Consider the following 17,823-nt stretch of genomic DNA (forward strand, 5'->3'; position numbering starts at 1 on the left):
CTCTCGCAAGTAGTCTGCCTATGTCCCTGCGCGTGTATGCCCGCGCAGCCCTCCTCGGGCTGTGCCTTTCCCTGTCGTTCGCCGCTGTGGCGGCCGAGGTGCCGGCCGCTCCCGGTATTCAGAACAGCCTGGACAAGATTGCCGAGCGCAAGCTGCCGGAACCCGAGCAGAAGGCGCTCCAGCAGGTGCTGGAGCAGACGCTCGCGCTGATCGCCAGCAAAGAGGATAGCGAGAAGAAACTCGCCGACCTCAAGCAGCAGTTGGCCGGTGCCCCTCAGGAAACCCGCGACAGCCAGCGCGAACTGGCCAAACTCAAGGACAGCAAGGTCACGCCCGTGGCCCAGCGCTATGCCAGCCTCAGCGTACCGCAGCTCGAGCAGATGCTCAGCGAGCGCAGCACCCAGCAGGGCGAGCTGCAAAAGGCGCTGTCCGAAGCCAACAGCCTGATCATCAACTCCCAGACCCGCCCCGAACGTGCCCAGGCCGAGATCAGCAACAACCAGACCCGCGCCCAGCAGATCAACAACGCGCTGAAATCGGGCAAGGACAACGGCAAGGCGATTTCCGCCGACCAGCGCAACCAGCTCAACGCCGAGCTGGCCTCGCTCAACGCCCTCACCCTGCTGCGCCGCCAGGAGCTGGCCGGCAACAGCCTGCTGCAGGACCTGGGCAATGCCCGTCACGACCTGCTGATCGAGCGTGCCGCACGCCTGGAGCAAGAGATCCAGGACCTGCAGACACTGATCAACGAGAAGCGCCTGGCACAGTCGCAACAGACCGTCACCCAGCAGTCGATCGAAGCGCAGAAAGCCGGCGGCAGCACCCTGCTGGCCAACGAGAGCGCCGCCAACCTCAAGCTCTCCGACTACCTGCTGCGCAGCACCGACCGCCTCAACGAACTCACCCAGCAGAACCTGCAGACCAAGCAGCAGCTCGACACCCTGACCCAGGCCGACCAGGCGCTGGACGAGCAGATCAACGTGCTCAAGGGCAGCCTGCTGCTGTCGAAGATCCTCTACAAGCAGAAACAGGCGCTGCCGCACCTGAAGGTGGACCGCGACCTGGCCGACCAGATCGCCGATATCCGCCTGTACCAGTTCGAGGTCAACCAGCAGCGCGAGCAGATGAGCAGCCCGGTCAGCTACGTCGACAAGCTGCTGTCCACCCAGCCTGAGCAGGATGTTACCCCGCAACTGCGCAAGGCGCTGCTGGAGGTCGCCATCACCCGCAGCGACCTGCTCGAGCGCCTGAACCGCGAGCTTTCGGCATTGCTCAATGAGTCCATCACCCTGCAGCTCAACCAGAAGCAACTGCTGGGCACCGCGCAGAACCTGCGCACCACCCTCGATGAGCAGATGTTCTGGATCCCCAGCAACAAGCCGCTGGACTGGGACTGGCTGCGCTATGTGCCCGAGCGCTTCGCCGACCAGGTCGCCAGCCTGCCCTGGGGCTCGGGCATCAAGGAACTGGCCGACGGCCTGAGCCAGCGCCCGCTGCTGTTCCTGCCGCTGCTGCTGGTGATCGGCGCGCTGCTGTGGCGGCGCAAGTACCTGTACCAGCGTCTGGGCAAGGTGCACCAGGACATCGGCCACTTCCGTCGCGACAGCCAGTGGCACACGCCACAAGCGATCCTCATCAACATCCTCCTGGCCATGCCGGTAAGCCTGGGCCTGGCGCTGTGCAGCTATGCCTTGCAGATCGACGCCCGCGGCCAGAACGCCAACCTCGGCGCTGCGCTGTGGCAATTGGCCCAGGCCTGGCTGGTGTTCTACACCGCCTACCGCGTGCTGGCCCCCGGCGGCGTGGCCGAGGTGCACTTCCGCTGGCACAAGCCGCAGGTGGAGTTCCTGCGCGGTTGGGTACGCAGGCTCGGCACGGTGGTGCTGGCCCTGGTGGGTGTGGTCGCGGTGGCCGAGCACCAGCCTTCGGCGCTGGCCGACGACGTGCTGGGCATCGGCGTGGTGCTGGCGTGCTATGCGCTGATGGCCTGGCTGCTCAGCCGCCTGCTGCTGAGCAGTCCGGCGCACCGCGACACGTCGCTGTTCCGCAAGGCGGTCGGGGTAGCGTTCACCGCGCTGCCGATCGCACTGTTCGTCGCGGTGTGCTTCGGCTACTACTACACCGCACTGAAACTCACCGACCGCCTGATCTATACCCTCTACCTGCTGCTGTTCTGGCTGGTGATCGAGGCGGCGTTCGTCCGTGGCCTGTCGGTGGCGGCGCGACGCCTGGCCTACCAGCGCGCGTTGAGCAAGCGCGCGGCTGCCAAGGAAGGGCTGGACGGCGAAGTCATCATCGAGGAACCGACCCTGGACATCGAGCAGGTCAACCAGCAGTCCCTGCGCCTGATCCGCCTGGCCCTGCTCGGTGGCTTCATCGGTGGCTTGTACTGGGTATGGTCGGATCTGATAACCGTGTTCTCCTACCTCAACAACGTCACCCTGTACGAATACGCCAGCGGCACCGGCGCGGCGGCCAGCATGGTTCCGATCAGCCTCGGCGACCTGCTCGGTGCGCTGGTCATCGCCGGCATCACCATCGCCCTGGCCAGCAACCTGCCGGGCCTGTTGGAAGTGCTGGTGCTGTCGCGCCTGAGCCTGGCCCAGGGCAGCGCCTACGCGATCACCACGCTGCTGTCCTACGTGATCGTCGGGGTGGGCATCGTCAGCACCCTGGCCACCCTCGGGGTGAGCTGGGACAAGCTGCAGTGGCTGGTCGCCGCCCTGTCTCTGGGCCTGGGCTTCGGCATGCAGGAGATCTTCGCCAACTTCATCTCCGGCATCATGATCCTGTTCGAGCGCCCGGTGCGGATCGGCGACACCATCACCATCGGCAATCTGTCCGGCACGGTGAGCAAGATCCGCATTCGCGCCACGACCATCACCGACTTCGACCGCAAGGACATCATCGTCCCCAACAAGACGTTCATCACCGGCCAGTTGATCAACTGGTCGTTGACCGACACGGTTACCCGAGTGACGCTCAAGCTGGGCATCGACTACGGCTCCGACCTGGACCTGGTGCGCGACCTGCTGCTCAAGGGTGCCCACGAAAACCCACGTGTGCTCAAGGACCCTGAGCCGATCGTGTATTTCCTGCAGTTCGGCGAAAGCTCGCTGGATCACGAGCTGCGCATGCACGTGCGTGACCTGGGCGACCGCAACCCGACGCTGGACGAGATCAACCGCTACATCAACCGTGAGTTCAAGGCCCACGACATCAAGATCTCGGTGCGCCAGGTGGAGGTGTTCCTGATGGACACCAAGGGCGGCAAGCAGCAGATGATCCCGCTGGAGAGCAAACCCGACAGCACGCCACCGAGCTGAGTGGACGCTGATGGGTGCAAGCGCCCAGAATGCCTGCTAGGGCTTTGCCCTTGATCGCAGGAAAAGCCCGTTCCCACAGGAAACCGAGTTCTGTAGGTGCGGGCTTTGCCCCGCGCAGGGCCGCAAGGCGGCCCCCTGTCACCGATAGCCAGGAGCCGGCCACGTGAAAGCCCTCGACCAACTCACTTTCGATAACCGCTTCGCCCAACTCGGCGACACCTACTCCACCCAGGTGCTGCCCGAGCCGATTGCCGAGCCGCGCCTGGTGGTCGCCAGCAAATCGGCCATGGCCCTGCTCGACCTCGACCCAGCCCAGGCCGATGAGCCCGTGTTCGCCGAGCTGTTCAGCGGCCACAAGCTCTGGGAAGAAGCCGATCCACGGGCGATGGTCTATTCCGGCCATCAGTTCGGTTCGTACAACCCGCGCCTGGGTGACGGCCGCGGCCTGTTGCTGGGCGAGGTATTGAACGACGCGGGCGAGCACTGGGACCTGCACCTCAAGGGCGCCGGCCAGACCCCGTACTCGCGCATGGGCGACGGCCGCGCGGTGCTGCGTTCGTCGATCCGTGAGTTCCTCGCCTCGGAAGCGCTGCACGCCCTGGGCATTCCCAGCAGCCGGGCGCTATGCGTGGTCGGCTCGAGCACCCCGGTGTGGCGCGAGACCCGCGAAAGCGCGGCCATGCTGCTGCGACTGGCGCAGAGCCATGTGCGCTTCGGTCATTTCGAATATTTCTACTACACCCAGCAGCCCGAGCAACAACGCGTGCTGATCGATCACGTGCTCGATCAGCACTACCCCGAATGCCGCGACGCCGAGCAGCCGTACCTGGCGATGTTCCGCAGCATCGTCGAGCGCAACGCCGAGCTGATCGCACGCTGGCAGGCCTATGGTTTCTGCCACGGGGTGATGAACACCGACAATATGTCGATCCTGGGCATCACCTTCGATTTCGGTCCCTACGCCTTCCTCGACGACTTCGACGCCAACTTCATCTGCAACCACTCCGACGATCGCGGCCGCTACAGCTACGCCAACCAGGTGCCGATCGCCCACTGGAACCTGAGCGCCCTGGCCCAGGCCCTGACCACGGTGATCGAAGTGGAGGCATTGAAGGAGACGCTCGGCCTGTTCCTGCCGCTGTACCAGGCCCATTACCTGGACCTGATGCGCCGTCGGCTCGGCCTGACGACCGCCGAGGACGACGACATGGCCCTGGTCGAACGCCTGCTGCAGCGCATGCAGAGTGGCGGCGTGGACTACACCCTGTTCTTCCGCCGGCTTGGCGAGCAGCCAGTGGAGCAGGCACTGAACGTGGTTCGCGACGACTTCATCGATCTCGCCGGCTTCGACGCCTGGGGTGCCGACTACCTCGCACGCTGCCAGCGCGAAGCGGGTAACGCCGAAGGTCGGCGCGAGCGCATGCATGCGGTCAACCCGCTGTACATCCTGCGCAACTACCTGGCGCAGCGCGCCATCGAAGCGGCCGAAGGTGGGGACTACAGTGAAGTGCGACGGCTGCACCAGGTGCTGTGCAAGCCATTCGAGGAGCAGCCGGGGATGCAAGCCTATGCCGAGCGACCACCAGAGTGGGGCAAGCATCTGGAAATCAGCTGTTCTTCCTGAACTACGACTGACCTGTGGGAGCGGGCTTGCCCGCGAACACCGGCAAAGCCGGTGCCACTCACCGCGCCCCTGGCTTCGCGGCGGTTCGGCGCCCTGGCAAGCCCGCCTACAGGCCATATATGAACGCTATAGCGGAGAAAACATGTCCGACCCTCTGGTAATCCCCTGCCCGCACTGCAACGGCCTCAACCGCCTGCCCAGCGAACGCCTGGGCGACAGCCCGAAATGCGGGCGCTGCAAGCAGGCGGTATTGCTCGACAAGCCCTTCGAGCTCAGCGAAAGCACCTACGCCAGCCAGATAAAGGGCGACCTGCCTTTGCTGGTGGACGTCTGGGCCGACTGGTGCGGCCCGTGCAAGAGCTTTGCACCGACCTTCGAACAAGCGGCCCGCCAGCTCAGCGGCCGCTGCCGGCTGGCCAAGCTCGACAGCGAGGCCAACCGCAACCTCGCCGGGCAACTGGGCATCCGTTCGATCCCTAGCCTGATCCTGTTCAGGAACGGCCGCGAAGTCAGCCGCCAGGCAGGGGCGTTTCCACTCCAGTCGTTACTGGAATGGGTGCGCAGCCAAGGGATCTAAGCGTTTTCTTCGAGCAGCGAGTGCAACTCGACGAACTGCTGCGTCAGCTTGTGCCTCGGCTCCAGGTGGATCAGCGGCAGGCTGGCGTGGTGGGATTCGCGCATCTTCACCGAGCTGCCCAGGTACACCGGCAGCACCGGCAGGCCCTCGGCGAGCAGCTCGTCGAGCATCTGCTGAGGCAGGCTGGCCCGTGACTGGAACTGGTTGACCACGATGCCCTCTACCTGGAGGTCTTCGTTGTGGTCGTCCTTGAGTTCCTCGATCTCGGCCAGCAGGCCGTACAGGGCCTGGCGCGAGAAGCTGTCGCAATCGAAGGGAATCAGCACACGATCTGCGGCGATCAACGCGGAAACCGCATAGAAGTTCAACGCTGGCGGGGTATCGATGTAGATCCGCTCGTAATCCTCGTCCAGCTCATCGAGCAATTTACGTAGTTTGTTGATCTTGTGCTTGGCCTCGAGCTTGGGCTGCAGGTCGGCCAGCTCGGCGGTGGCGGTGACCACGTGCAGGTTGTCAAAGGGCGTTTCATAGATATCGACCTTGTTCTTCTTGCTGAACGGCCCGCTGGACAGGCTCTGCTTGAAGAAATCGGCAATACCCATGGGGATGTCGTCACCCGTCAACCCAGTCAGGTACTGGGTCGAGTTGGCCTGGGCATCCAGGTCGATCAACAGGGTCCGGTAGCCTTCGTTGGCACTGACCGCCGCCAGGTTGCAGGCGATGCTCGACTTGCCCACGCCACCTTTCTGATTGAACACCACGCGCCGCATGACTGACCTCCGTGTATCAGGGAATGCCCGAGTATGTGTCCGGCGCAGCGGTTTAGCCAGCACCTTCGGGCTTTTCCAGGCCCGCCAGCAGGTCGACGAACGCCCGGGCCATCGCCGAGCCCGCGCCCTCGCGACGCACCAGCCAGACCGCACTGGTCGCCTGCTCGTCGAGCAGCGTGCGGTACACCACGCCGTCGATGCGGATGCGCTGGAACGACGCGGGCAACACCGAAACCCCAAGGCCCGCCGAGACCAACCCGATGATGGTCAGCGCCTCACCGGCTTCCTGGGCGAAATGCGGGCTGAAGCCTGCCTGGCGTGCCAGGTCCATCAGTTGCGCATACAGACCGCTGCCGTAGCTGCGTGGGAAGAATACGAACGGCTCGTGGGCCAAGTCCCGCATATACAGGCCCTGCTCGCCGCCCAGCGCCAGCGGATGAGAGGCATTGAGCACCACGACCAACGGCTCGCGAAACAACTCGGTGACCGCCAACCCTTCCGGCACCGGTAGCGGCCGCATCAGGCCGACCTCGATGGATTCGTCGAACACAGCATCGACCACTTCACGGCTGCTCATCTCCTTGAGGTGCAGGTGCACTGCCGGGAAGCGCCGGCGGAAGGCGTGGATCGCCTGGGGAATCCTCGAGGTGAAGGGCGCCGACGAGGTGAAACCGATCTTCATCTCGCCCAGCTCGCCCAACTGTGCGCGACGTGCCACGTCGGCCGCCTTGTCGACTTGCGCCAGCACCTGGCGCGCCTCCTCGAGGAACAGTCGTCCGGCTTCGCTCAGCTCGACCCGACGATTGGTGCGCTCGAACAGACGCGCCCCCAGTTCCTGTTCCAGTGCCTGGATCTGCTGGCTCAAGGGCGGCTGGGAGATGCCCAGTTGCTGGGCGGCACGGCCGAAGTGCAGTTCTTCGGCGACGGCGATGAAGTAACGCAGGTGACGCAGTTCCATGATCGGCTCCGAACAAGTCGCTAAAGCTATCAAATAGGTCGAACAATATATTGGATCTAATCATTAGCCAGCTATATGCTTTTTTCATTGCGCCAGAGGTATCACCCGTGAAAACTGCTGTAGCCCCCCTTCCCGCCGAACCCGAAGTGCCTCCCCTGAACGACTTGTGGATCGAAAAAGGCACCCCAGCCTTCATGAAAACCGTACTGGCGCTGTTCAGCGGCGGTTTCGCCACGTTCGCCCTGCTCTACTGCGTGCAACCGATGATGCCGCTGCTGTCGCAAGAGTTTTCGATCAACGCTGCGCAGAGCAGCCTGGTGCTGTCGGTGTCCACCGCCATGCTGGCGTTCGGGCTGCTGGTGACCGGGCCCATTTCCGATCGGATCGGGCGCAAACCGGTGATGGTCTCAGCCCTGGTGTGCGCTGCGCTGGCGACACTGGCCAGCGCAGTGATGCCGACCTGGGAAGGCGTGCTTGCCACCCGCGCACTGGTCGGCCTGTCGCTGAGCGGCCTGGCGGCGGTGGCCATGACCTACCTGAGCGAAGAAATCCACCCGCAGCACATTGGCCTGGCGATGGGCCTGTACATCGGTGGCAATGCGATCGGCGGGATGAGCGGGCGGCTGATCACCGGGGTGCTGATCGACTTCGTCAGTTGGCACACCGCGATGCTGGTGATCGGCGGCCTGGCGCTGCTGGCCGCGGTAGTGTTCTGGAAGGTGCTGCCGGAATCGCGCAACTTCCGCGCGCAGTCGCTGAAGCCGCGCAATCTGCTCGATGGCTTCCTCATGCACTTCAAGGATGCCGGCCTGCCCTGGCTGTTCCTCGAAGCTTTCCTGCTGATGGGCGCCTTCGTCACCTTGTTCAACTACATCGGCTATCGCCTGCTGGCCGAGCCCTACCACATGAACCAGGCGCTGGTCGGCTTGCTGTCGGTGGTGTACCTGTCAGGCATCTACAGTTCGGCACAGGTCGGCGCGCTGGCCGACCGGCTGGGGCGTCGCAGGGTATTCTGGGCGAGCATCCTGGTGATGGCCGCTGGCATGCTGATGACCCTGTTCACCCCATTGCCAGTGGTGATCGTCGGGATGCTGGTGTTCACCTTCGGCTTCTTCGGTGCCCACTCGGTGGCCAGCAGCTGGATTGGTCGACGCGCGCTCAAGGCCAAGGGGCAGGCCTCTTCACTGTACCTGTTCTGCTACTACGCGGGATCGAGTGTCGCCGGGACGGCGGGCGGGGTGTTCTGGCATTACGCCGGTTGGAACGGCATCGGCCTGTTCATCGGCGGCCTGCTGGCGGTGGCGTTGCTGGTGGCGCTGCACCTGAGCAAGCTGGCACCTAAATCGGTGTGAGGCATTCGCGGCGGTTCGGGGCGCAGAACCACCGCGAAACGGTGTTCGTCAGTTGACGATCTCGACGATATCCACATCCACTTCACGACTCATCAGGTGTTTCTCCACCTCGCCGGTCAGCTTGACCTTGGTCTTGTCGTTGAACGGGGTTACCGGCAGGTCTTCGTTGTCGATCTCGACGGTGATGGTGCCGGTGTTGTCCTTGAACTCGTACTTGTCGTCGTTGTTGATCTTCTTGGTCACATAGCCTTGCAGCACTACCGGGGTGTCATCGGCGGCCTCCTTGGCGGCAGCGACGGTGGTCACCGGCTGGGCGCCCGGGCCTGTGTAGCCGGCAGCGAGAGCGGCGGTGCTGAACAGTGGGGCGAGGATCAGGGGCAGGTAACGGGCTTTCATGATGCAGGTCCTGTATGGGTTTCGATGGATACAGGCTAACAACGGCTGCTGAAGCCAAGCTTAATGGCAATCACCCATCATCCATGGCCAGGCCCAGATGCGCCTGCAGCTGGTCATCGACCGCCTGCAGCCTTATCCCGGTCAACTGCGCGCCATCCTGCTCCAATGCATGGAGCCAGAGCGTCAAGATATGCGGTCTACCCTGCAGCGTCATCGTCACCTGCGAGCCATTGCTATGCATGTCAACGATCTGCAGCCCATCGATCCGCGCCCTCTCATTCAGGCGTGCTGTCGTCAAGGCCTGCGCGGGCGTTGGCAGCGCTGCGGAAGTCGCCGAAAGGCGTCGCAACTGTTGAGCCAGCGCACGCTCCCGGTTCAATTGCACCTGCGCCTGATCCAATCGTTGTTGAGCCGGCAACCAGAGCCCCTGCCAGACCGTGATCGCGGCAAGGCCCCAGGCGACGGCCTTGAGCACCCAGCGACGCGGGGCCGGAATACCTCGCCACTCTCTGCCGATCCAATCAAGCAGGCCAACCATCATTGGCCTCCTGGCCAAGTCAATGTCGCGCTTACCTGCTGTGCAGCCTGCTGCGCACGCTCGACCTGTAGCCCTGGCAGACGCTGACGAAATCGTTCCAGATCATCGAAGCCTTGGGCAAGAATCTCGATCCGCCATCCCTGACCAGCCACAACCTCTGCGCGCTCGATCCGCAAGTCGCCGCTTTCGACCAAGGATTCACTCAACACGGCCAGACGCTGCATCGCTGTGGGCGGAGCAGGGTGCTGCATCAATTCGTTTATCTGACGCGCAAGGTCATCACGCGGTACATGTCCCGGCGCCCAACGCTGGAATGCTCGCACATTATGCTGTTTCAACTGCGCGACCTGTCCTTGCAGCCACTCTACGTGCCAGTACTCGGCAATGCAGGCCAGCAATGCTGCCAGCAGGCATCCGCCCAGTAGCGCTTGCCAAGGCACTGACTTGGCGCGTCCGGGTGCGAAAGCACCCTGGAGCAGGTTGATGGCGTCAAAGCGCCCCTGCCAAAGCAACGCAAAGGCGTCGGTAACCAGCTCGACCTCGTCCCATCGTGACGCCTGCCCTGGTTCTGCCAGCCATTTGATTTCAGGCAACGATGTACTCAGCACTCTGGCTGCCGCGCAGTTGACCGCAAGACGCTGCTGCTCCCCGCCGCCAAACAGCCAACGCCCCTCCAGCCACAACGCCGTGGGGCCGGTCGAGGCGAGCATGTCTGCATCGACCAGCACTGCCTGCGGTTGGACTCCCTGAACGCGCAGACACGACAGCAGTTGCTCGAAGCACGCTCGGTCGATCACCAGACAAGGGCGCGATGACGCCTGGTTCGCCATGCCGAACGCGAGGTGAAGCGTCTCCAAGGCGGTGGCGAATTGATCCTCTACCGCAAAGGCAAGGGTATCGTAGGCAGGCTTGCGTCCCGGCAACGAGCCAGTTTGACAGTAGGAGAAAAGCTCCATCGGCAGCACCAGCGTCACCTTCTGTCCAGCCAATGCCTCCAGGTCACTCAGACGAGACTCCCGCGTGACGCCATCAGGCTGAAGAACGCGAACAGGCCAGTGCTTCGGAACCCCACCCACGCCCTCGGGCAGCAGGTAGGCAGCGTACTCATTCATTCGGCACCTGCTGGTCGTACCGTGGAAAACATACGTCGTGATACGCGCAGTCGATGACCATCCAGGTCCACCTCCACTTCGCTGTGCAGGTACGAGCGGCTCGTCTCGAGATCGGCCTGAAGGGTCATGCCGAACCATCGACTGCCAACCGCCAGACCCCGCCCCGTGGCGACCTGACCATCGAGCAACGGATCGCCAAGAAAGGCCTGCACGCTGGCATATCCATCCTTGGGGCGCTGCTCGACCAGGCGCTGAGCGATCGCCGGCGTCACGCCCTCCAGTGTGCCGAGGACGAATCGATCTGCAGTGTTGATGTTCAGCCCAGCCTGCGCAGGCAGCACCGCCACCCACGGCCTGAGGCGCTCCAATATTTCGGCACTCACATCCGGCAACTGCGCCAACTGGCTGACATCCACCAGTGGAACACCCTGCAACATGGCAAGATCCGGAGTAACCAGGCCAAGGGTCCGGCAAAGACGCTCCCAGCGCGCAAGCAACACGGAGTCGGGCTCGCGGCTGCGGACAAGCGCAGCGAGATTGATGCGCGCAGCCAAATCCTCGACTCGCCCTCGCAGGCGCACATCGTCCAGAGTGAACTCATAGGGTTTTGACCACGACTGCCCCGCATGAACGACACGCATGTCGAGCCTCAAGCGCTCGCGCAAAAGCGCCAGTGCCTGGCGCTCTGCGGCCATCAGCACCTGTAGCCCGCGCGAAGCCTCAGTCTGGCCGGATACACTGGCAATCAACTGTCGGTGGTCACGCAACATCGCGGCGATCAGCATCACCATCAGTGCCATGACCAACAACACGGTGATCAGCGCGAGGCCCTCTTGTCGTTTCACTCTCACAGGCTCATACCCGCCAGCGGGAGAACGCGGCGAAGCCGCTCTGCTCGTCCAATGGAAAAGGTAATTTCAAGAGCGATGGGCGGTTCGCTCGCAGTACGATCACCGGGCCAGTCGGCTTGCCAGCCCAGGCCAGGCACGAAGACTCGCCAACGCAGACTCGTGACACCTGCGAGCAAGTATTGCGCTCGCCCTGCGCCACTGACGAGACTGTCGCGTTGGCGCCATAGCACACCGTCTTCCAGCCAATATTGGATCACACGCAAGTCACTGCGCGGCTGCAGGTGGATGTCATACCCGCTACTCGACAGCCAACTAAGCCGTTGCTCCCGTAGCCTCAAGGCGAAGTGCTCTTTCTCCAATGCAGCTGGAAATACCCCTTGAAGGGCGTCCCGTTGCAGCATACCCATCGCCCTTGCCAAGCTACGAATTTCATCGGCCTGCGCCTGGCGCGCCGAGTCGGTACGCAGCAACGCATCGAACAAACGGGCAGCACCAGCAGCCAACACAGCGAAGATCGCCACAGCCAGCAGTAGCTCCAGGAGCGTGAAGCCACGCTGCCTGCGACCGACGCGAGACTCATTGCGTTTCATTCGAAATCTCCAGCCAGCGCTTGGCCTGATACACCGCCGGACCATTCGGGACGCGCGTGACCAGTACCTCGACCTCGAGCATTGCGTGCCTGCGTCTACGCCGCTCCTCCAGGTGCCAACGCCCCTGGGCAAAGTCGATCGTCAGTACGCGTTGTCCAGGGCCTGGCGTGGGCAGGAGAGTCATTTCGGTCAAGTGGTTGTCCGCAATCCAACTGCCATACATGCGCTCACGCAGTTGGTGGGACTGTTGCAAGACCTGCTGCATTGCCATGCTTGCAGCACCTGCCAGTACCGCAAAGATCGCCAGAGCAACCATGACCTCCAGCAGGGTGAAGCCCCGCTCAGCAGCCGAATTGCACATTGATTCCGTCACTTGTCACACATGCCAGAAGCTCCCCGGCGTGGCTGAAATACAGGATGAATGGCGTGTGTTCTTCGTCACCGACCAGCACCAGTTGCACAAGGCCGTCCGAGACGACCGGCGACCAGTCGGTGTGCTTCAGGCGCAGGTCCAGCTCACTGGGCTGCAGATCACCACCTGCACCCCACCCCAGGCGCGTCAGCCTCATCATGCGGTAGCCATCCTGGTTGACCTGAATGCCAAGGGTCTGTCCCGAGATCAATGCGTGCGCACGGGCGTGCTCGAAGAACCGCAGGAACAACTGCGCCTCCTGTACGGCCAACCGTTGCGGGTTGTGCATGGATACAAACCCTGCCATGCCGATCACCACCCCGAGCACCGCCATTACCAGCAGCAACTCCAGCAGGGTAAATCCGCGGCTACGTCTCACTGGGGCCAGTTACCGATGTCGCCGTCCATACCTTCGCCTCCCGGCAGGTTATCTGCACCAAAGGAGTAGAGGTCGAAGCCCTGATTCGAGCGAGTACCAGGGCTCTGGTACTGGTATTCGCCTCCCCAAGGATCGACCGGCATGCTCTTGAGATAGCCCTGTTCGTTCCACATCCTTGGCGCAGGCGCCTGGGTGGGACGTGCTACCAAGGCTTGCAGGCCCTGCTCGGTGGAGGGATAGCGACCGTTGTCGAGCCGGTAGATCTCCAGCGCGGTTGAAATTGACTGCAGGTCGGTACGCACTGCCGTAGCTTTCGCATGGTCTGGCCGGCTCATGACGTTGGGCAGCACCAGCCCGCCAAGCACGCCCAGGATGATGATCACCACCATGATTTCGATAAGGGTGAAACCGCCGTTACGGCGACGACTGTTGCGTGGGGACATGATCAGGTAACCAGTTGATTGAGGTTGAGTATCGGCAGCAGGATCGCCAGCACGATGAACAGCACGATGGCGCCCATGACCAGGAGCATCGCGGGTTCGCAAAGGCTGACCAGCAACGAGATGCGCGAGCTCAGGTGCTTTTCTTGCAGGTCTGCGGCGCGCTCAAGCATCGTGTTGACCTCACCGGCCCGCTCGCCACTGGCGATCATGTGCAGGGTCAGTGGAGGGAGCGCTGCGCAGCGCGTCAGGCTGCTGGCCAGGCTTGAACCCTCTGCCAGCTCTTCGGCTGCGCGGATCAGACGTTCGCGCAATGCCAGGTTGCTGGTAACCACGGCACCGATGCGCATGGCTTCGACCAGAGGAACGCCGCTGCGCCCGAGTGTGGCCAACGTGGCGACAAAACGCGCTGCGTTGCTGGCACGAATGAACTCACCCCACAACGGTATACGCAGAGCCAGTGCATCCCAGCGCCGTCGCCTGGCGGGCTGGCGCAGCGCCCAGCGAACGGCCACCACGCAGCACAGCACGGTCATGATGATCAAAAGCCCAAAATGCCCAGTGAACTCGCTGAGAGCGATCAACAACAAGGTCGCGTAGGGCAACTGGGCCTGATCGCGGGCGAAGGCCTGGACGACATCTGGCACCACATATCCCAGCAGGAACCCCACCACCAGCAACGACACCAGAAACAGGATCAGCGGATAGACCATCGCCAGCTGAACCTTCTGGCGCAGCGCTTGCTCACGCTCGCCATGGTCGGCCAGACGCTCGAATACGCTCGACAGATGACCCGAGCGCTCGGCTGCCGCCACCGTTGCCCGGTACACCGCAGGAAAAGCCTGCGGATAATGGCCAAGGGCATCGGCCAAGGTACGCCCTTGGGCGATCTGCTCGTTGACGGCCCCCATCAGCTTGCTGGCCTGGCGATCTTCACTTTGCGAAGCGACCGCCAGCAACGCATCGCTCAACGGCATGCTGGCACGCAACAAGGTAGCCAACTGCCGCGTGATGATCGCCAGCTGTGTCCCTCCAAGCCGGACAGGCCGCAAGCGACTGTTCCATTGCAGTCGAACCGCGCGGACCGCAATGATGAGCAGCCCCTGCTCGCGCAACAACTGTCGAGCTTGCCTGGCGTTTCCGGCCTCGAGGGTGCCCCGCCTGCGCGCACCTTGGGGGTCTTGAACGAGATACCTGAACCTCATCATCTATCCCTGCCCCGCCACCCGCAGCAACTCCTCGACGCTGGTCTGGCCTTCACACACACGTTGCACGCCGTGGTCAAACAAGCTTGGCGTGGATTGACGTACCCAATCGAGCATCTGCGCCTGCGAGGAGCGCCGATGAATCGCTTCGGCAAGTTCCGCAGTCACCAGCACCAGTTCATGCAACGCAAGCCGCCCACTGTAGCCATGCAGACAATGCTCGCAACCTTGCGCACGATAGATCCGCGCAGGCAGGTTTGCAGGGGAGCCGAGCGACTGCGCGGTGACGGCGTCGACCTCCATGGGCGTCTTGCAGCTGGGACACAACTGGCGGACCAGACGCTGGGCCATCACCCCCGACAGCGACGACGCGAGCAGGCAAGGATCCACTCCCATGTCGGTCAAGCGTGTGATCGCCCCCAATGCGCTGTTGGTATGCAACGTCGACAACACCAAGTGACCGGTCAGGGATGCTTGTACGGCAATTTCTGCGGTTTCGCGATCACGGATCTCGCCGACCATCACTACGTCCGGGTCTTGTCGAAGAATCGCCCGCAGCCCCCTGGCGAAGGTCATGTCGACCTTGCTGTTGATCTGGGTCTGGCCAATACCGGGCAAGTGATACTCGATCGGATCCTCAACAGTCAGGATGTTGCGCGTCACCTCGTTCAAGACCGACAACGCGGTGTACAGCGTGGTGGTCTTGCCCGATCCGGTGGGGCCGGTAACCAGAAAAATGCCATGAGGTCTTTGCAGTAATCGCACAAACCCCGAGCGGGTTTGCGGCTGCATCTGCATGCACTCGACATCAAGACGTACCGCCTGCTTGTCCAGCAGGCGCAGCACGACCCGCTCTTCATGGGCCGCGGGCAGGGTCGAAACCCGCACATCCACCTCGTGTCCGGCCAGGCGAAGGCTGATGCGACCGTCCTGGGGAATGCGCTTCTGCGCGATGTCCAGCCGTGCCATCACCTTGATCCGGGATACCAGAAGGGCCGACAGCGCTCGTGGCGGCGACAGCACTTCACGCATGACACCATCGATGCGCATGCGTACACGCAGATGCTGCTCGAAAGTTTCCAGATGAATATCCGATGCACGCGACCTGACGGCCTCGCTGAGCAGTGCATTGAGCAAACGAATGATCGGTGCATCATCCTGCTGGTCGAGCAAGTCGCAGGTTTGCGGTAATTCCTCGGCCAGCCGCGCAAGGTCCAACTGCTGATCGATGTCCTGAACCACAGTCTGGGCAGCATCTTGTGTCCGACCATAGTAACTGGCGAGACGTTCGGCGAAGCGTTCGGCGTCCAGGCACTGCAAATCCCAACCAGCACCCACCAAGCGATACGCCTCCGAAAGCGACGACAGCGAGGTGTCCTTGCGCATGAGCATGACGGGCGGTTCGGCATGCTGGTCGAAGAGCACGCCGTAGCGTCTGGCGAAGGCAAACGGCAGAGACCCATTCATGGACGGTCACTTCTGATGGAGGGGGAATCGAACAGGTTTTGCACATCGTCCGGGAAGGAAGAGGCCGCAGGAGAGCGCACATCTCGATAGGCACGCTCGCCAGCTTCGGTCAGTTGCTGCCGGGTACGCAGGATGGTCGGACGCAGGAACACCATCAGGTTGGTTTTCTCATCGATGTCTCGCTGCCAGCGAAACAATCCGCCGATCAGAGGCAGACTTCCCAACAGCGGCACGCTGCGCTGCTCGGCACGCACACTGTCCTTGATCAATCCGCCGATCACGATGATTTCGCCATCGGCAGCGAGAATGGTGCTCTTGAGGGTGCGCTTGCTGGTAATCAGATCGTTCTCGACCACGCTGGGCGCAAGCTCCGAGCTTTCCTGCTCGACCTCCAGACGCAAGCTGCTGCCCTCATTGATATAGGGACGAATCTTCAGGCTGATGCCGATGTCCTTGCGCTCGACGGTGGTGAAGGGGTTTTCCGTGCCGCTGCCTGGGGTTGCATAGCTGCCGGATCTGAACGGCACGTTCTGTCCGACAAGGATCTGGGCCTCTTGGTTATCCAGTGTCACCAGGCTGGGCGTGGACAGCAGGTTGCTGCTGGAGTTGCTCGCCAACGCACTGACCAATGCAGCAAAACGATCAGATCCGATCGCCAGTGCGGCCCCTGCTGGTAGAGACTCACCGCCAAGCAGCGTCGACAATGAAGACCCGCTGTCAGGAAAGGTGATTCCGCCCCTCAGGCTGCCTCGATCGATACCCCACTGCAGCCCGAGGGCCTCGGAGATACTGCCACTGACTTCGACGATGGCCGCATGTATCAACACCTGGGCACGCGGCTGATCGAGCTGATGGATGATCTGCTCCAGACTGATCAACACTTCCGGCTCACCTAGCAATACCAGAGCGTTCTGGCTGATATCCGCCTTGACCGAGGTTTTTCCCGACAAGTTGTCGAAACCCTTGCGCTCCCCTGATGCTTTGCCGTTCAGGCCATCGCCAACTTCAGCCAGTACTTCGGCCAATTGCTCGGCATTGCTGTGCTGAAGCCTGATCACTCGCCAATTCTGTGAAGCCTGCGGCGTCGGCACATCCAGCGAACGTGCCAACTGCGCCAGACGTCGCCTGGACTGAATGGGGCCCAGCACCAGCACTGTATTGCTGCGAGTGTCGGCAAGTACCCGCACGCCAGTCTCCGTCCCACCCGCCGCCGCCTCGATCACCGCCAGCAATTCACTGGCCTGGGCATGACGCAGCACGACAACTTCATGGTCGTGTCGCTGACCACTGTCGAGTTGCGCAATCAATGTCGCAAGGCGTTCCAGATTCGTCCCCGAGTCGGTAACGATCAAGGCATTGGCCGAACTCGAAGGGCCGATGTAGCCATTGCTGGAAACCAATGGACGCAGAAGGCCTGCCAGATCGGCGGCAAGACTGCTCTGGAGGCTGAATACTCGGGTAGTGAAGGCTGTCGGCGCAGCGTCTAGTTGCTGATCTGCCCACGCCTTGGCCTCGCTCGCCGGCAGTACCAGTAAACGCCCATCATCGTTCACTGCAGCAAAGCCATGAGCATTGAGTACCGAGTAGAACAATCTGCGGATACCTTCACTGTCCAGCCGCTCATTGGATAGCACCGTAATCCGCCCCTGTACCCGAGGATCGAGAATGATCGGTTGGTCGAGGATTGCCCCTACCTCCCGTACCACATCGCGAACATCCGCATCGCTCATCGCCATTTGCCAGGTGGCCGGAGGCTGCGCGTGGGCAAACACGCCAGACAGGCACAAAAGCGCGCTCAGCGACGCTAACCGCAACATGAGCCGTAT

At 62.6% G+C, this 17,823-nt stretch carries 17 protein-coding genes; 4 read left to right on the forward strand and 13 right to left on the reverse strand.

The features are described from left to right. Positions 1-20: 20 nt before the first annotated feature. The 3 genes from mscK to trxC all read left to right on the forward strand — a co-directional run bounded on the left by mscK (position 21) and on the right by trxC (position 5,527). Complete coding sequence (mscK, locus tag ACTYOL_RS26160) at positions 21-3,326, forward strand: mechanosensitive channel MscK (RefSeq protein WP_197890398.1); 3,306 nt, start codon at positions 21-23, stop codon at positions 3,324-3,326. A 163-nt stretch (positions 3,327-3,489) separates the two neighbouring features. Beyond that, positions 3,490-4,950, forward strand: a complete 1,461-nt coding sequence (selO, locus tag ACTYOL_RS26165) for a protein adenylyltransferase SelO (protein ID WP_444757313.1) — start codon at positions 3,490-3,492, stop codon at positions 4,948-4,950. A gap of 142 nt (positions 4,951-5,092) precedes the next feature. Then, positions 5,093-5,527: a thioredoxin TrxC gene (gene trxC / locus ACTYOL_RS26170; RefSeq protein ID WP_063541589.1), complete on the forward strand. Its 435-nt coding sequence runs from the start codon at positions 5,093-5,095 to the stop codon at positions 5,525-5,527. Here trxC and ACTYOL_RS26175 read toward each other — a convergent pair. Continuing rightward, entirely contained in the window at positions 5,524-6,297 is a 774-nt protein-coding gene (locus tag ACTYOL_RS26175) for a ParA family protein (RefSeq protein WP_054891199.1), read from the reverse strand. The genes trxC and ACTYOL_RS26175 overlap by 4 nt on opposite strands. Positions 6,298-6,349: 52 nt before the next feature. After that, positions 6,350-7,255 (reverse strand): LysR family transcriptional regulator, encoded by a 906-nt coding sequence (locus ACTYOL_RS26180; protein WP_153773304.1) that lies wholly within the window; start codon positions 7,253-7,255, stop codon positions 6,350-6,352. A gap of 107 nt (positions 7,256-7,362) precedes the next feature. On the opposite strand from ACTYOL_RS26180, the gene ACTYOL_RS26185 reads away from it, so the two are divergent. Continuing rightward, positions 7,363-8,607, forward strand: a complete 1,245-nt coding sequence (locus ACTYOL_RS26185) for an MFS transporter (RefSeq protein ID WP_197890402.1) — start codon at positions 7,363-7,365, stop codon at positions 8,605-8,607. A 48-nt stretch (positions 8,608-8,655) separates the two neighbouring features. Here ACTYOL_RS26185 and ACTYOL_RS26190 read toward each other — a convergent pair whose 3' ends face one another. The 11 genes from ACTYOL_RS26190 to gspD form a co-directional block, all read right to left on the reverse strand. After that, entirely contained in the window at positions 8,656-9,003 is a 348-nt protein-coding gene (locus ACTYOL_RS26190) for a YgiW/YdeI family stress tolerance OB fold protein (RefSeq protein WP_054891196.1), read from the reverse strand. A 70-nt stretch (positions 9,004-9,073) separates the two neighbouring features. Then, entirely contained in the window at positions 9,074-9,541 is a 468-nt protein-coding gene (gene gspM / locus ACTYOL_RS26195) for a type II secretion system protein GspM (RefSeq protein WP_444757314.1), read from the reverse strand. Next, the gene (gene gspL, locus ACTYOL_RS26200; RefSeq protein WP_444757315.1) at positions 9,541-10,653 is read right to left on the reverse strand and encodes a type II secretion system protein GspL; all 1,113 of its coding nucleotides are present in this window, start codon (positions 10,651-10,653) and stop codon (positions 9,541-9,543) included. Before gspL ends, gspM begins: the two co-directional genes overlap by 1 nt. Then, a complete protein-coding gene (locus ACTYOL_RS26205) occupies positions 10,650-11,498 on the reverse strand; it encodes a general secretion pathway protein GspK (RefSeq protein ID WP_197890416.1) in 849 nt (282 codons plus the stop codon). Before ACTYOL_RS26205 ends, gspL begins: the two co-directional genes overlap by 4 nt. 2 nt (positions 11,499-11,500) lie before the next feature. Beyond that, positions 11,501-12,094 (reverse strand): type II secretion system minor pseudopilin GspJ, encoded by a 594-nt coding sequence (gspJ, locus tag ACTYOL_RS26210; protein WP_200602917.1) that lies wholly within the window; start codon positions 12,092-12,094, stop codon positions 11,501-11,503. Then, positions 12,081-12,455 (reverse strand): type II secretion system minor pseudopilin GspI, encoded by a 375-nt coding sequence (gspI, locus tag ACTYOL_RS26215; protein WP_197890420.1) that lies wholly within the window; start codon positions 12,453-12,455, stop codon positions 12,081-12,083. The genes gspJ and gspI overlap by 14 nt, the downstream gene beginning before the upstream one ends. Further along, positions 12,436-12,885, reverse strand: coding sequence for a pilus assembly FimT family protein (locus ACTYOL_RS26220; RefSeq protein WP_444757316.1), 450 nt, complete (start codon positions 12,883-12,885; stop codon positions 12,436-12,438). Before ACTYOL_RS26220 ends, gspI begins: the two co-directional genes overlap by 20 nt. After that, positions 12,882-13,328: a type II secretion system major pseudopilin GspG gene (gene gspG, locus ACTYOL_RS26225; RefSeq protein WP_444757317.1), complete on the reverse strand. Its 447-nt coding sequence runs from the start codon at positions 13,326-13,328 to the stop codon at positions 12,882-12,884. Before gspG ends, ACTYOL_RS26220 begins: the two co-directional genes overlap by 4 nt. A gap of 2 nt (positions 13,329-13,330) precedes the next feature. Next, on the reverse strand, positions 13,331-14,533 hold the full coding sequence (gspF, locus tag ACTYOL_RS26230) for a type II secretion system inner membrane protein GspF (protein WP_444757318.1): 1,203 nt from the start codon (positions 14,531-14,533) through the stop codon (positions 13,331-13,333). After that, a complete protein-coding gene (gene gspE / locus ACTYOL_RS26235; RefSeq protein WP_444757319.1) occupies positions 14,534-15,997 on the reverse strand; it encodes a type II secretion system ATPase GspE in 1,464 nt (487 codons plus the stop codon). Continuing rightward, positions 15,994-17,814, reverse strand: coding sequence for a type II secretion system secretin GspD (gene gspD / locus ACTYOL_RS26240; RefSeq protein ID WP_444757320.1), 1,821 nt, complete (start codon positions 17,812-17,814; stop codon positions 15,994-15,996). The genes gspE and gspD overlap by 4 nt, the downstream gene beginning before the upstream one ends. Positions 17,815-17,823: the final 9 nt, after the last annotated feature.

The organism is Pseudomonas sp. A014 (genome assembly GCF_052378495.1).
Taxonomy (GTDB): Bacteria; Pseudomonadota; Gammaproteobacteria; order Pseudomonadales; family Pseudomonadaceae; genus Aquipseudomonas; species Aquipseudomonas machongensis.

Excerpts from the sequence above, each read along its gene's own strand:
- gspD (WP_444757320.1), bottom strand. The coding sequence starts at position 17,814 with ATGTTGCGGTTAGCGTCGCTGAGCGCGCTTTTGTGCCTGTCTGGCGTG.
- gspE (WP_444757319.1), bottom strand. The coding sequence starts at position 15,997 with ATGAATGGGTCTCTGCCGTTTGCCTTCGCCAGACGCTACGGCGTGCTC.
- ACTYOL_RS26190 (WP_054891196.1), bottom strand. The coding sequence starts at position 9,003 with ATGAAAGCCCGTTACCTGCCCCTGATCCTCGCCCCACTGTTCAGCACC.
- ACTYOL_RS26175 (WP_054891199.1), bottom strand. The coding sequence starts at position 6,297 with ATGCGGCGCGTGGTGTTCAATCAGAAAGGTGGCGTGGGCAAGTCGAGC.
- ACTYOL_RS26180 (WP_153773304.1), bottom strand. The coding sequence starts at position 7,255 with ATGGAACTGCGTCACCTGCGTTACTTCATCGCCGTCGCCGAAGAACTG.
- gspI (WP_197890420.1), bottom strand. The coding sequence starts at position 12,455 with ATGTGCAATTCGGCTGCTGAGCGGGGCTTCACCCTGCTGGAGGTCATG.
- trxC (WP_063541589.1), top strand. The coding sequence starts at position 5,093 with ATGTCCGACCCTCTGGTAATCCCCTGCCCGCACTGCAACGGCCTCAAC.
- gspG (WP_444757317.1), bottom strand. The coding sequence starts at position 13,328 with ATGTCCCCACGCAACAGTCGTCGCCGTAACGGCGGTTTCACCCTTATC.
- gspJ (WP_200602917.1), bottom strand. The coding sequence starts at position 12,094 with ATGAAACGCAATGAGTCTCGCGTCGGTCGCAGGCAGCGTGGCTTCACG.
- gspF (WP_444757318.1), bottom strand. The coding sequence starts at position 14,533 with ATGATGAGGTTCAGGTATCTCGTTCAAGACCCCCAAGGTGCGCGCAGG.
- gspL (WP_444757315.1), bottom strand. The coding sequence starts at position 10,653 with ATGAATGAGTACGCTGCCTACCTGCTGCCCGAGGGCGTGGGTGGGGTT.
- mscK (WP_197890398.1), top strand. The coding sequence starts at position 21 with ATGTCCCTGCGCGTGTATGCCCGCGCAGCCCTCCTCGGGCTGTGCCTT.
- gspM (WP_444757314.1), bottom strand. The coding sequence starts at position 9,541 with ATGGTTGGCCTGCTTGATTGGATCGGCAGAGAGTGGCGAGGTATTCCG.